At 73.6% G+C, this 13,845-nt stretch carries 9 protein-coding genes, 2 tRNA genes and 1 riboswitch; of the genes, 7 read left to right on the forward strand and 4 right to left on the reverse strand.

Annotated elements, in window-relative coordinates:
• Positions 1-56 precede the first annotated feature (56 nt).
• The 6 genes from D6270_RS18095 (at position 57) to D6270_RS18120 (ending at position 5,242) form a co-directional block, all read left to right on the forward strand.
• Positions 57-133: transfer RNA gene (locus tag D6270_RS18095), tRNA-Lys, on the forward strand.
• Positions 134-381: 248 nt separating this feature from the next.
• A tRNA-Met gene (locus D6270_RS18100) sits at positions 382-455 on the forward strand.
• A gap of 103 nt (positions 456-558) precedes the next feature.
• Entirely contained in the window at positions 559-1,305 is a 747-nt protein-coding gene (locus tag D6270_RS18105; protein ID WP_109164483.1) for a MerR family transcriptional regulator, read from the forward strand.
• A gap of 144 nt (positions 1,306-1,449) precedes the next feature.
• Positions 1,450-2,721, forward strand: coding sequence for a PP2C family protein-serine/threonine phosphatase (locus D6270_RS18110; RefSeq protein ID WP_202418835.1), 1,272 nt, complete (start codon positions 1,450-1,452; stop codon positions 2,719-2,721).
• Between the two features lie 210 nt (positions 2,722-2,931).
• A riboswitch (cyclic di-AMP (ydaO/yuaA leader) is annotated at positions 2,932-3,084 on the forward strand.
• A gap of 11 nt (positions 3,085-3,095) precedes the next feature.
• Positions 3,096-4,139 carry a M23 family metallopeptidase gene (locus tag D6270_RS18115; RefSeq protein WP_109164482.1) on the forward strand — a complete coding sequence of 348 codons (1,044 nt, stop codon included), beginning with the start codon at positions 3,096-3,098 and terminating at the stop codon, positions 4,137-4,139.
• Positions 4,140-4,297: 158 nt separating this feature from the next.
• Positions 4,298-5,242 carry an aldo/keto reductase gene (locus D6270_RS18120; RefSeq protein WP_109164481.1) on the forward strand — a complete coding sequence of 315 codons (945 nt, stop codon included), beginning with the start codon at positions 4,298-4,300 and terminating at the stop codon, positions 5,240-5,242.
• 20 nt (positions 5,243-5,262) lie between these two features.
• Here the strand turns inward: D6270_RS18120 and D6270_RS18125 are convergent, their stop codons facing one another.
• From D6270_RS18125 to D6270_RS18140, 4 genes are all read right to left on the reverse strand, one after another.
• Positions 5,263-6,843: a PrsW family glutamic-type intramembrane protease gene (locus tag D6270_RS18125; RefSeq protein ID WP_109164480.1), complete on the reverse strand. Its 1,581-nt coding sequence runs from the start codon at positions 6,841-6,843 to the stop codon at positions 5,263-5,265.
• 100 nt (positions 6,844-6,943) lie between these two features.
• Positions 6,944-7,789, reverse strand: a complete 846-nt coding sequence (gene trmB, locus D6270_RS18130) for a tRNA (guanosine(46)-N7)-methyltransferase TrmB (protein WP_382773165.1) — start codon at positions 7,787-7,789, stop codon at positions 6,944-6,946.
• Positions 7,790-7,847: 58 nt separating this feature from the next.
• Positions 7,848-9,104: an L-2-hydroxyglutarate dehydrogenase gene (lhgO, locus tag D6270_RS18135; RefSeq protein WP_109164478.1), complete on the reverse strand. Its 1,257-nt coding sequence runs from the start codon at positions 9,102-9,104 to the stop codon at positions 7,848-7,850.
• A gap of 132 nt (positions 9,105-9,236) precedes the next feature.
• Positions 9,237-10,820 carry an NsdA family TPR-like regulatory protein gene (locus tag D6270_RS18140; protein WP_109164477.1) on the reverse strand — a complete coding sequence of 528 codons (1,584 nt, stop codon included), beginning with the start codon at positions 10,818-10,820 and terminating at the stop codon, positions 9,237-9,239.
• A gap of 869 nt (positions 10,821-11,689) precedes the next feature.
• Between D6270_RS18140 and D6270_RS18145 the strand changes: the two genes are divergently transcribed.
• The gene (locus D6270_RS18145; RefSeq protein WP_109164476.1) at positions 11,690-13,801 is read left to right on the forward strand and encodes an asparagine synthase-related protein; all 2,112 of its coding nucleotides are present in this window, start codon (positions 11,690-11,692) and stop codon (positions 13,799-13,801) included.
• The last annotated feature ends 44 nt before the right edge of the window (positions 13,802-13,845 follow it).

The raw sequence follows: 13,845 nt of genomic DNA on the forward strand, positions 1-13,845 counted from the left end.
CGATACCGGATCGGCTGCTGGGATCGGGCGGGCTATGCTCGTGGGTGATGTTGCACGGGCCGTTAGCTCAATTGGTCAGAGCAGCGGACTTTTAATCCGTTGGTTGTGGGTTCGAGTCCCACACGGCCTACCACTGGACCCCGGGCCAGAGTGTTTCTCTGGTCTGGGGTCGCTGCATGTTCGGGTGCGTTCCGGGCGCTCGCTCCACGCCTCGGGCCCGGTGCGGCCACGGACGCCAGGCTCTCGTCGGACGGACCGCCCCGCAGCTCGGCGTACCTGGCGGTGTGCGGCAGCCGCGCGCCACCCCTCATCGACGATGCGCGAGGGGGCCGGGCAGTGGTCGGAGTGGCCGCTCCGATGGCGTAGAGTGGTGTTTACCGACGCGGGGTGGAGCAGCTCGGTAGCTCGCTGGGCTCATAACCCAGAGGTCGCAGGTTCAAATCCTGTCCCCGCTACTGAAGATCCAGGCCCGGTACGCAGACCGCGTACCGGGCCTGAGTCGTTCCCCGGTGTTTCCGGGTTGACCTTGACGCAGCGTAAAGATCTAGCGTTTCCGGCATGGAGTGGTCCATCCAGGAAATCGCCAGGAAGGCCGGCACCACGAGCCGCACGCTCCGGCACTACGGGGAGCTCGGTCTCCTCGTGCCGAGCCGGGTCGGGAGCAACGGCTACCGCTACTACGACCAGGACGCCCTCGTCCGGCTGCAGCGGATTCTGCTGCTGCGGGAGCTGGGGCTGTCCCTGCCCGCCATCAAGGGGGTGCTCGAAGGGCAGCGGGACACGGCCGTGGCGCTGCGGGCGCATCTGCGGCTGCTCGAACAGGAGCAGGCGCGCATCGGGCGGCGGATCGCCTCGGTGCGGACCACTCTCCACAGGACGCAGGAGGGGATGGAACTCATGGCCGAGGAAGTGTTCGACGGGTTCGACCACACCGCTCATGAGCGGGAGGTGACCGAGCGGTGGGGGCGTGAGGCGTACGAGGAGGGCGACCGCTGGTGGCGTTCGCTCGGGGAGAGGGGGAAGCGGGCGTTCCGGGACGAGCACGAAGCCATCGCGCGGGACTGGGGGGCGGCCAAGGAGGCCGGGGTGGGTGCCGGCAGTGACGTGGCACAGGAGATCGCCCGGCGGCACTGTGCGTGGCTGTCCACGACGGTCGCTCCCAGCCGGTCGTACGTCATCGGGCTCGGCGAGATGTATGTCGCCGATCCGCGCTTCGGAAAGAACTACGATCGATACGGGGACGGCACCGCCGCCTTCGTACGGGATGCACTGACGATCTACGCGGGACAACGGCTCTCCGGCTGACCACGGGGAGCGCAGGGGTTCCCGGCCGCTTTCCCCCTATTTGGCCGACGACGAGTCGCCGCACGGCGCGGCTCCGGGAAGCCTGGACGGGGCGCGGTACCGTCCGCAGCCGTGGCCGGACCGGGCAGGAGTGCACAGGTGGGGATGGCGGAGAAGGGGCGTGGACGCGTGACGGGGAGCTTCGGCCTCCCGGGGCGCGGGCTGTCCGGCTCCGGGCGGGTGAAGACCGGTTCCGGGCAGGGTAAGGCCGGCTCCGCGGGGCGGGGGAAGCCGGTGGTGGCCCGGAGCGTCGGGACCCGGCGGTTCGTCCGGCTGCTGCCGGTGCTGCTGATCTGCGGCGGGCTCCTCTTCGACTCGATCGCCCCGCCCAACTTCACCGCCGTCCCCATCTTCGTGGCCGCGCCGCTGATCGCCGCCCCCTTCTTCTCGCTCGCCAGCACCATCCGTACGGGCGTGGCCGCGGTCCTCTCCGTCATCGCGATGCGGCTCTCCGACGGGACGTCCACCCAGGTCGTCCCGGTCATCGAGATGATCACGGTCCTCACCGCCGCCGCCCTGGCCCTCGTCATCAACGGGGTCGTGCGCCGCAGCAACGAGCAGCTGGCCTCGGCGCGGGTCATCGCGGAGACGGCCATGCGGGCCGTGCTGCCGACCCCGGCGGAGCGGATCGGTGGGCTCCAGGTGGCGGCGCGGTACGAGGCGGCGCAGGCGGACGAGTTCGTCGGCGGGGACCTGTTCGCGGTGGCGGACACCCCGCACGGCGTACGCCTGGTCGTCGGGGATGTGCGTGGCAAGGGGCTGGACGCCGTGGAGGCGGTGGCGGTGATCATCGGGGCGTTCCGGGAGGCCGCCGAGCAGGAGCGGTCCCTGGAGGGCGTGGCGCAGCGGCTGGAGCGGGCGCTGGCCCGGGAGGGGACGCGGCGGTACGGGCTGGACGCCATGGAGGGGTTCATCACCGCCGTGCTGGCCGAGATCCCGCCCGGTTCGGCCTCGCTGCGCCTGGTCAACCGCGGCCACCCCGAGCCGATCCTGCTGCACGCGGACGGGGCTCTGGAGGTCCTCGCGCCGTCCGTGCCCGCGATGCCGCTGGGGATGGACCTGGGGGTGTGGCCGGACCGGTCCGACGAGTGGGAGCTGCCCGGCGGCTCGACGCTCCTCGCCTTCACGGACGGGCTCTCCGAGGCGCGGGACGCGAGCGGGGTCTTCTACGATCCGGCGGCCCGGCTGCGCGGCCGGATCTTCCCCGGCCCCGAGGAGCTGCTCTCGGCGCTCACCGACGACGTACGGCTGCACACCGGGGGCCGGTCGACGGACGACATGGCGCTGCTCGCGGTCAGCCGGCCGGCGGAGGGGCAGGCGCCGCGGCGTACGACGGTGAAGATCGTCGGCCGGGGCGATGACACGGTGCGTAACTGAAGAGCATCGCTCCGCATAACAGTTGACACACCATCAGAAAAAGAGGTGTGGGCGAGGGGTCGTCAAGTCGTCCGATTCGGGCCGCTTGTGGACGGTAAGTCCCTGCTGGAGTCGTTAATGATCAACACGAACAGCTTGGAATCGGGCCCGTCCGTCTATTAACGTTCGATAACGCAGCGCGGTCGTCCCAGCCGTCGTCAGAGACGGCGCCGTGCGCGAGCGCCGAATCCCGCAAGGGAACCGGGGAACCACCTACATGGGGTGAATCGGACGCCTGTGTCTCGTGAGAGGCGGAGGGGCCCGTAGGAGACCTTCCTGCTCCGAACCCGTCAGCTAACCCGGTAGGCGAGAAGGAAGGAAAGGAGCGCGCCCACGTGGCGTCCAACCAGCCTGCCCCTGAGGCCCCGTCACCCTTCACTGCCGATGGCCTCGGTGGTCCGGAGCGGACGTGGGAGGAGTGGAACCCCACCGCGGAGTCCGTCCGCCCCGTGCGCGGCAAACACCGCGTGGCCAAGCAGCGCGGCCTCGCCCGCAGCTCCACCGTCCTCGGGGTCGGCGTCATAGCGGCTGTCGGCGCGGGTGGCATGGCCACCGCCCAGTCCAAGCCCCCGGTCTCCATCTCCCTCCCCGATTCCATCGCGGACAACCTCCCCGACGCCAAGTCCCTTCCCGGCGTCGGGGCCTTCATGTCCGACGAGGCCGAGGCCGCCCCGGTCACCGCCGCCCCGCTCACCACCGCGGGCATCACGACCGCCGAGGCCGACCAGGGCACCACCGACGCCGGTGAGGCACTGCGCGCCCGCATCCTCCAGCAGGCCGAGCAGCAGCAGGCCAGCGCCGACGCCGAGGCCGAGGCCGCCGAGGAGAAGGCCGCGGCCGAGAAGGCCGCCGCCGACGCGAAGAAGCAGCAGGACCAGGCCGAGGCCAAGGCCAAGGCCAAGATCGCCGCCGAGAAGAAGGCGGCGGAGGAAGCGGCCGCGAAGAAGGCCGAGGAGGAGCGCCTCGCCAAGCTCCGCGCCAGCTACACGCTGCCCACCTCGTCGTACACGCTCACCTCGACCTACGGCCAGTCCGGCGCGATGTGGTCCTCGGGCCAGCACACCGGCCTGGACTTCGCCGGGGCGGCCGGTTCGCCGCTCAAGGCCGTGCACAGCGGCACGATCACGTCGGCCGGCTGGTCCGGTTCGTACGGCTACCGCACCGTCCTCCAGCTGGAGGACGGCACCGAGCTCTGGTACGCCCACCAGTCCTCGATCGACGTCTCGGTCGGCCAGAAGGTGAGCACCGGCGAGACCATCGGCCGCATGGGCGCCACCGGCAACGTGACCGGCGTCCACCTCCACCTGGAGGTCCGCACCGCCGGCGGCTCGGCCATGGACCCGGCCGCCTGGCTGAACAGCAAGGGCCTCTCCGTCTGAGACCTGGGTACGTCGCTCGTCGCCGTCCCTTCGCCCACCCCGGCAGCCCTGACGCTCACCCCCCGACGTCAGGGCTGCCGGTCTCTCCGGTGGGGTACGGGGGAGTACCTGGCCCAGCCATGGAATATGTGGCTCCGGCGCCGCCGTTGAACACCCACATGACTTCTCTGCGCCCCCTCGGCAGCTCCGGCCTCCAGGTCTTCCCCCTCTCCCTCGGCGGCAACGTCTTCGGCTGGACGGCGGACGAGGCCCAGTCCTTCGCGGTCCTCGACGCGTACGCCGCGGCGGGCGGCAACTTCATCGACACCGCCGACGCCTACACCGCCTGGATCGAGGGCAACCACGGCGGCGAGTCGGAGACCGTCATCGGCAAGTGGCTCGCCTCGCGCGGCAACCGCTCCGACATCGTCGTGGCCACCAAGGTCGGCGCCCACCCCGACTACAAGGGGCTCTCCGCCACCACCGTCAAGGCCGCCGCCGAGCAGTCGCTGCGCCGCCTCGGCACCGACCACATCGACCTCTACTACACGCACTTCGACGACGAGACCGTCCCGGTCGAGGAGATCATCACCGCCCTCGACCAGCTGGTGAAGGACGGCAAGGTGCGCCACATCGCCGCCTCCAACATCAGCCCGGAGCGGCTCCAGGCGTCGCTGGACTTCTCCGAGCGCGAGGGCCTGGCCCGGTACGTCGCGCTCCAGCCGCACTACAACCTGGTCTCCCGGGACACCTACGAGGGCCCGCTCCAGGAGACCGCCGCCCGCGCCGGGCTCGCGGCCGTACCGTACTTCGCGCTCGCCGCCGGTTTCCTCACCGGCAAGTACCGCCCGGGTTCGAGCGTGGAGAGCGCCCGCTCGGCCAAGGCGGGCGAACACCTGGAGTCGGAGCGCGGCCGCAAGGTGCTGGCCGCTCTCGACAAGGTCGCCGCGGAACGGGATGCCGAGATCGCCACGGTCGCCCTCGCCTGGCTCGCCGCCCGCCCCACGGTCGCGGCCCCGATCGCCTCGGCCCGCACGGTCGACCAGCTCCCCGCCCTGCTGGCCGTCGCCGACCTGGAGCTGACGGACGCGGAGCTGACGGCGCTCACGGAGGCGTCCGCCTGAGCCGGACCGCCTGAACCGCCTTACGGGGGAGGCGGGGTGGGGCGGCTGTAGGGGGCGTGGTGGCCGTCCTGGCTGTGCGGGCCGTGCGGATCGTGCCGGCTCTGTCGCCCGTACGGGGATGGCTGCGGGGCCGGGGTGCCGTGCGCGGTTCCGTAGCCCTGGCCGTAGCTGTATCCCTGCCCCGGCCCGTAGCTGTACCCATGGCTCTGTCCGTAGCCGTAACTCTGGCTCTGCCCGTACGCGTACCCGTATCCGTACGGCAGGGGCGGGCGCGGCTGTGGGCGTGGACGCGGGCCGGTGCCCGTCATGCGGGCCGCGTGGGTGAGGGCCGGGGCGGCGATGTCGCGGCGTTGCCAGAGGTGGTGCAGCAGCTCCCGTTCCCGGGCGGCGAAGTCCGGGCCCACCGCGTCGTGGCGGGCGCGGCGGCGCAGGCCGGCCAGGGTCGTCGCGAACGACTCGTACTCGGCGACCGCGCGGGCCGCCGCCCGGCCCCGGGAGCGGTCCTGCTTGCCGTGCCAGTGGCGGGCCAGGTCGCGGGCCACGCCCCTGGTCCGCATCGAGGAGAGCGCGAGGGGCTCGGCCGGGGTCAGCCAGCCCGCCGTGGCGTACGCGGGGAGTTCGGCGGCGAGCGTTCGCAGCTCCCGTCGGCGCCACCAGACCGCCAGCCAGACCACCAGCGCGAAGACCGGGACCATCACCACCGCGTACACCGCGTAGAAGCCGTACGGGCCGAAGGCCGACGAGCCGTTCCACAGCGCGTGCAGGCCCATCGCGAAGAGCAGGCCGAGCACCGGCAACGCGATCCGGCGGACCCGGTGGTGGCGGGCGCTGATCGCCGCGAAGCCGAAGCCGAGACCGGTGAGCACCGTGAACAGCGGGTGCGCGAACGGCGACATCACGATCCGTACGAAGAACGTCCCGGCCGTCACCGAGGCGATCCCGGAGCTGCCCAGCTGCTGGTCCTCGTCGAAGGCGTTGCCCAGGTAGAGGATGTTCTCGGTGAAGGCGAAGCCCGTCGCGGTGAAGCCGGCGACCACGATGCCGTCGACCACGCCCCGGAACTCCCGCCTCCGGAAGATGAAGATCAGCAGAACGGAGACGGCCTTGGCGCTCTCCTCCACGACCGGGGCGATCACCGTCGCCCCCAGGGTGTCGGCGCTCGTCGGGTCGGCGGTCGCCGTGGCGATCCAGCGCATCGCGAACGAGTTGGCGATGATCGCGACGAGCGCGGCGGCGCACGCACCCCAGGCGAAGGAGAAGATCAGGTTCCGCCAGGGGCCCGGCTCCACCCGGTCCAGCCAGCGGAAGGCGGCCATCAGGAGCGGCACCGGCAGCACCGCCAGACCGAGGCCGACGAGGAAGCCCTCGGGACCCGTCTGCTCGCGGACCAGGGCCAGGATCACCAGCCCGCACAGCGCGAGCGCCACGATCACCGTCCCGGCGCGGAACACCTTGCTGCGCCACACCATGCCGACGCGGCGCGGCCGGTACGTCCACCGGCCGCGCTCCGGCACGGCGCCCAGCACCTCCTCGGGCCGCTGCTCGTTGAGGACCGGGACCGCCGGCTGCCACTGCTGGTACTGCACGGAACCGTCGGACACCCCTCGACCCTAACGAGGACCACGGACACCCGGCGACGGTGCATCCGGCCAGGACATGGCCGGACCGGGCGATGCGCCGGGCTCTGTGGCAGGTGTTGTCTCAGATACGGGCGAACAGCAGGTCGTGCACCACATGGCCCTTGTCCAGACCCTGGCCCTCGAACCGGGTCAGCGGCCGGAACGCCGGACGCGGCGCGTATCCGCCGTCCGCCGCCGTGTTCGCGAAGCGGGGGTGCGCGGTCAGCACCTCCAGCATCTGCTCCGCGTACGGCTCCCAGTCGGTCGCGCAGTGCACGATCGCGCCGGGCTTGAGCACCGGGGCCACCAGGTCCAGGAATTCCGGCTGGATGAGGCGCCGCTTGTGGTGGCGGGCCTTGGGCCAGGGGTCCGGGAAGTAGACCCGCAGGCCGTCGAGGGACTCGGGGGCCAGCATCTCGCGGAGCAGGATCACCGCGTCGCCGTTGGCCACCCGTACGTTGGTGGAGCCCGCCTTGTCCGCGAGGCCCAGCAGGTTGCCCTGGCCGGGGGTGTGGACGTCGACGGCGAGGATGCCGGTGCCCGGGTCGTCGGCGGCCATCCGGGCGGTGGCCTCGCCCATGCCGAACCCGATCTCCAGGACGACGGGCAGGCCGTCGAGGAGCTGGTCCAGGTCGAGGACGCGCTTGCCGTCGATGTCCAGGCCCCACTTGGGCCACAGCCGCTCCAGGGCGTCCTGCTGGCCGGTGGTGACCCGGCTGCGGCGCGGCTGGAAGCTGCGGATGCGGCGCTCGTGGTGCGACCCGGCCGGGTCGGCGGCGGGGCCACCGGGGAAGCGGGGCTCCTGGCGCAGCCGGCGCGCACGCTCGAAGGAGGCGGCCCGCAGGGCGGCGGCTTCGTCGGCGGTCGGCTCCGTGGAACCGGTCGCCGGCGCGTGGACCGTCGTGGTGTCGGCGTCGGCGGACAGCACGGCTTCGTCGGCCGTCCCGGATCCGGGGGCCGCGGCGGAGGTGGGGTTCAAGGGCTGCTCAGACACAATGACCCGATTCTACGGCGGGCGGCCTCCACCCCGTCTCCTGAGCCCGGCGCAGCGCCAGCCGCGCCACCTCCCGTCCGATCGGCAGGCACGCCGTCGCGGCGGGCGAGGGCGCGTTGAGCACGTGCACGGTGTGCGGGGCCTCGCGGATCAGGAAGTCGTCGACCAGCGTGCCGTCCTTCAGCACCGCCTGGGCCCGTACCCCGGCCGGTGACGGGCGCAGGTCCTCCTCCCGTACGGCGGGGAGCAGCCGGCGTACGGCCTGGGTGAAGGCGGACTTCGAGAGCGAGCGGTGCACCTCGCCCGCCCCGTACCGCCAGTGTCTGCGGGCGATGTGCCAGGTGCCCGGCCAGCTCAGCGTGGACAGGAGTTCGGCGGGGCGCACCACCGGCCAGCCGTACCCCTCGCGGGCCAGGGCGGGGACCGCGTTCGGCCCGAGGTGGACCGAGCCGTCGAAGCCCCGGGTCAGGTGGACGCCGAGGAAGGGGAAGGCCGGGTCCGGCACCGGGTAGACCAGGCCGCGCACCAGCTCGGGGCGGGCCAGCTCGTAGTACTCGCCCCGGAACGGCACGATCCGCACCTCCGGGTCGTCGCCCGCGAGCCGGGCCACCCGGTCGCAGTGCAGCCCCGCGCAGTTGACCAGGGTCCGGGCGCGGACCACCAGCCCGTCCGCCGTGCGCACCGCCACGCCCCAGGCGCGCCGGTCTATCGCCGTGACCTCCGCCCCGTACCGCACGATCCCGCCGGCGGCCGTGACCTCGGTCGCGAAGCGGGTGGCGACGGCCGTGAAGTCGCAGACGCCGGTCGTGCCGACCCGGATCGCCGCGAGGCCCCGGACCTCGGGCTCGTACTCCGCGATCTGCGCCGGGCCCAGCTCCCGCACCGGCAGTCCGTGCTCGCGGCCGCGCTGGACCAGGCTGTGCAGCCGGGGCAGCTCGGAGCGGTCGGTGGCGACGATCAGCTTGCCGGTGACGGCGTGGGCGATGCCGTGCTCGGCGCAGAAGCCGGCCAGCTCGGCGGAGCCGCGCAGCGCGTACCGCGCCTTGAGCGAACCGGGGCGGTAGTAGATCCCGCTGTGGATCACTCCGCTGTTGCGGCCGGTCTGGTGGCGGGCGGGGCCGTGCTCCTTCTCCAGGACCGTCACCCGGGTGCCCGGAGCGGCCCTCTGGAGGGCGTACGCGGTCGACAGACCGACGATCCCTCCGCCGATCACCAGCACATCGCAGTCGTACGCCGCGTGCGTCATCATCACGCCACCTCCCACCCCGATAGTGCACTGACCCACTGACAGCGGGCTCAAACCCGATCCGGGCAGGGCGTGGCGCACCATCGGGGCGCCCGCACCGGACGCCCGGCCCGGACCCGGGCCACGAGCACCGGCTCAGACCTGGGTCACCAGCAGCGGACGGGCCCGCTCCCGCAGCTCGGCGACGCGCGGCTCGTCCCCGTACGGTTCGAGCCGGTGGAGCAGATCGCGTACGTACTCGGTGGTGCGTGCGGAGGAGATGCGGCCGGCCACCTCGACCGCCCGGGTGCCCGCCGCGCAGGCCGCGTCCAGGTTCCCCGACTCCAGCTCGGCGACGGCGGAGACGACGAGCCGCAGTCCGTGGCTCCGGACGAACTCGTCGGTCGGCCGGGAGAGCGCCTGCTCGGTGAAGCGCCTCACCTGGCGGGGCGCCTTCAGGTCGCGGTAGCACTCGGCGGCGTCCGCGGCGAACCGGTCGTAGCTGTAGAAGCCGAGCCAGGACGGGTCCGCGTCGCCCGCCCGGGACCGCTCCAGCCAGCTCTCGGCGCCCTTGAGCGCGGCCCCCGCGGCCGGTGCGTCGCCCGCCTTGGCGTGGGCGCGGGCCTCCACCAGCCGGAAGAAGCTCATGGTGCGGGCGGTCGCCAGGCCACGGTTGCGCTCCACGGCGGCCTGCGCGAGGTCGACGCCCTCGTCGGCGAAGCCCCGGTAGGTCGCCTGGAGGGACATCGAGGCGAGGACATAGCCGCCCAGGGGTACGTCGGCGGCGGCGCGGGCCAGGCGCAGGGCCTGGATGTAGTAGCGCTGGGCGGCCTCCTGCTGGCCGGTGTCGAACGCCATCCAGCCCGCGAGCCGGGTCAGCTCGGCCGAGGCGCCGAACAGGGCCCGGCCCACCTCGTCGGTGTACGAGCCGAGGAGCAGGGGTGCCGCGTCCACGCGTAAGCACTCGGGGACCATCGAGGAACGCCAGTCGCCGCCGCCGTACTTGGAGTCCCAGCGCCGGGCGTCCTGGGCCGCCTCGCGCAGCTTCATGACGTCGCTGTGGCCCACCCGCAGCGGTGAGGCGTCCGCGACGGACTCCGGGCCGGGCTGCACGGGCACGGAGCCGCTCGCCGCGCCCGGGGGTGTGTGCGGATGGTGTGCGCCGCGGCCGTCAGGTCCGCCCTGCGGTCCCCGGGGACCGGGCGTGCCGGGGCTGTCCTGGCCGCCGCTCCGGGCGCCGAGGATCGCCGCCTGTGCCGCCGTCGGGTCGCGGGCGACCGACGGATCGGCGGGGGTTATCAGCCAGCGGGACGCGGGGGTCGCATAGGCGCTCACCGCGAACGAACCGGCCAGCGACTGCCAGATCCCGCCGCCGCCCCTGCGCCCGGCCAGATCCAGCCGGTACAGCTCGGTCGCCGACCTCACCGCCTCGCCCACGTCCCGGGGGAAGGCGAGGCCGACCTCCGGCGCGGGGTCCGCGTCGGCGAGACCGATCTCGTGCAGCGGGACCGGCCGGCCGAGCTTGGCCCCGATCGCCGCCGCGATCAGATGGGGCGCCGCACCTTGCGGCACCATCCCCTTGGCGACCCACCGGGCCACCGAGGTCTTGTCGTAGCGAAGTGTCAGACCGCGCTGTGCTCCGAGGTCGTTGACCCGCCGGGCGAGCCCGGCGTTACTGATTCCCGCGAGGGCGAGAACCGTGCCGAGCTTCTCGTTCGGCCCGCGTTGCTCCCTGGACATGCGCCACCCCTCGACACACAGACAGCCGCCGCGTCACCGAGGACGGCGCGCGGCATTCGTACCGATGCTCCCCAGGTTCGAACCCCCGTACTCCGCCTGCACACGCATGTGGCCGAGCCCCGAGGAATATGCCCCCCTGCTGAGAACACCAGTAAACACAGCGTAGTTCTCCCCATCCCTACCGTTAAGGGGCAGACGTCCGTATGGCGGGATTGTTGTCCGTGCGGGCGGCCGGGCCCGCGCTCCGGGGGTGCGCGTGGCGGGATGGGGCGTGCCCCTGGTGTGTGGCCGTGCGCCCGGCCGTGCGCTCTGGCCCGGCCCGTACGGGAGGGGCTTGGCTGGGTACCGCGTGGGTCGGCTCACTGCACTGGACTCAGTGGGCTGGGGGATACCGCCGCTCCATTCCCCGCGGGCGGCGGGCCGGTCCGGGAGGTGAGGCCCACCTCCCGGACTGTGCGTGGAAGGGTCCGCCGCGGGGGCGCGGACGGGTATGCGCGGGCGGCGGAGCCTGACGAGAATGGCTGAATAACGACCGTCCGGTGACGGTCTGGCCAACGGTCCGACTATGGCCGGATTTCGACCGCTCTCGGAGCTCGGCGGCTCCTCCTCCGTCTCTGTGTACGATGCGTCTTCGCGCGAGACCGGGCGGCCTCCGATGGTCCCTTAACTCCCGGAACCGGTACTTCCGTTGCCGGTGATGCGGTGAAGACGGCGGCGAGTCCGGGGTCCGGCCTTTGCCAGGGGCGCATGCTCATCCGGCGTGCGCCGCCCGTACCCCCTCTCCTGCGGCGCTGTCGTGGCAGCATGTCCCGCAGCGGCGATACGACTCGGTACGGTGCGCCGCTTGTCCACAGCCTGTGGAGGCGGCGATGCGTTGGTTGGTGGGATGGAGCAGTATCGCCGCGAGCTTCGGCACCGTCGGGGCGGTCGGCAACGGCGGTGAGGGGCGCACGGTCCACCCCGTCGGCTCCCAACTCCTGTGGGGCGACCCGGATCCGCTCTGGGCGGTCGGCGACTGGCGCCCCGACGAGATCCGCGTCATCGGCGTCGCCACCCCCGAAGGCGCCCCCACCGCCCGCCTCGCCGTACTCGGCTGCTGCGGGGCCACCGACGAACAGCTGCGCGTCGGGCTGCTCGCCGCACGCGGCGGGGCGATGCGCCACCTCACCGCCTGGCCGGGCAGCTACACCGCCGTCGTCCAGATCGGCCGCCGCATCACCGTCGCGGGCGACCTCGCCGGCGCCCGGCCCGTCTTCCACACCCCATGGGCCAACGGCACCGCCTACGCCACCGCCGCCCTCCCGCTGGCCGACCTCATCGAGGCCCAGCTGGACATCGGCCACCTCGCCGCCCTGCTCGCCTGCCCGGAGACGCCCGAGGCGCTCGGCGACGGCACCCCGTACGCCGGGGTGAAGCGGGTCCCGCCGGGCCACGCGCTGATCCTGCGGGAGGGATCGCGGGAGATCACCGGGTACGAGGCCGTCGCCTCCCTCGCCGTCGCCGCGCCCCAGGTCGACCCGGTGCACGCGGTGGAGGGCGTACGCGACGCGCTCGTCGAAGCCGTACGCGCCCGGCTCACCGCGCCCCGCCACGCCCCCGAGACCCTGCCCCAGGACCCGGGGCCCGTCCCCGGCATGGGCCCCGCCGACCGGCGCGCGGCCCGGGGCGGGCCGGTGGCCGGAATCGGCGCCGATCTCTCCGGCGGCAGCGCCTCCGCCACCCTCGCCCTGCTCGCCGCCGGGCTGCCCGGACTGCCCGGCACCCTCCTCGGCCACGGCACCGGGGCGGGGGAGCGGCTGCTCGCGGTCACCTTCAACGACCTCACCACGCGCGGCCACGAGGACGAGCTGGAGCGCGCCAGCGCCATCGCCGCCAACCCGCGCCTGCACCACGTGGTGGTCGCGGCGGGCGAAGAGGCCCTCCCCTACGCCTCGTTGGAGACCGGACCGCTCACCGACGAACCGGGCCCCTCCCTCGTCGTCGCCGAACGCCACCGCCGCCGCCTCGCCGCGGGAAGCGCCGACCATCTGGTGGGGCACGGCGCCCGGCAGGTCCTGGACGCCCACCCGGCCCGGCTCGCCGACCTCCTGATGGACCGGCGCAGACGCCACCTCCTGCGCCCCGTCGCCGCCCTCACCAAGGCCGAAGGCCCCTCGGCGCACTCGCTGTTCGTCCCGCTGACGCTCTACCGGGCCGCCCGCCGCCTGGCCCGTACGTCGTACCGCACCGGCCTGGAGACCGCCGCCGGACTCCTCCCCGACGCCAACCGGTACGCCCTCGACCTCGCCACCCCCGCCGACGCCTCGCTTGCCGCCCTCGCCTGGTCGCGCCCGGGTCCCGCGGCCCGCTGGCTGACGGGCGAGGCGCTGGCGGAAGTATCGGTTCGCCTCCAGGAGGCGGCCATCCGGCCCACCTCGGTCCAGCGCCCCGGCGAGGCGCGCGCCCGCGCCGCCCTCGCCCGCGCCGCCGCCGACCACCGCATCCTGGAGCAGGCGGCCGAGATCCGCAGCCAGCGCCTGCACGCCCCGTTCCTGGACAACCAGGTCGTACGGGCCGCCCGCGCGCTCCCCGAGTCGCTCCGGGTCCAGCCGGGCGCCCGGGCCGCGATCCTGCGCCGGGTGCTGGGCGGGGCGGGCATCCACGACCTGCCGCCCGGCTGGGGCACGCCCTCCCAGGCCACCTCCGCCGCCGTCACCCGCACCGGCCTGCGCACCGCGCTGCCGGAGCTGATGGCCCTCTTCGACGCCCCGCTCCTGGCCGACGCGGGCCTGGTCGAGGCCCGCGTCGTACGCAAGGCCCTGCGCGCCGCCTCCGAGGGCGAGCCGCTCCCCCTGGACGGCCTGGCGGAACTGGCCTCCACCGAGCTGTGGCTGCGCCGTCTGCTGGCCCGCCGGGGCACCTGCTGGACGGGCACGGCGGCGCCGCGCCAGCGCGCGGTGGCGGGCGGAGTGGTCCCGTCCCGCCGCACGCTCCAGCCGTGAGGTGAAGCGGGGCCACCGGCCCCGTGGGGGCGAGGCCTGCACGC

This window comes from Streptomyces griseus subsp. griseus (assembly GCF_003610995.1).
In the GTDB taxonomy this organism is placed as follows: Bacteria; Actinomycetota; Actinomycetes; order Streptomycetales; family Streptomycetaceae; genus Streptomyces.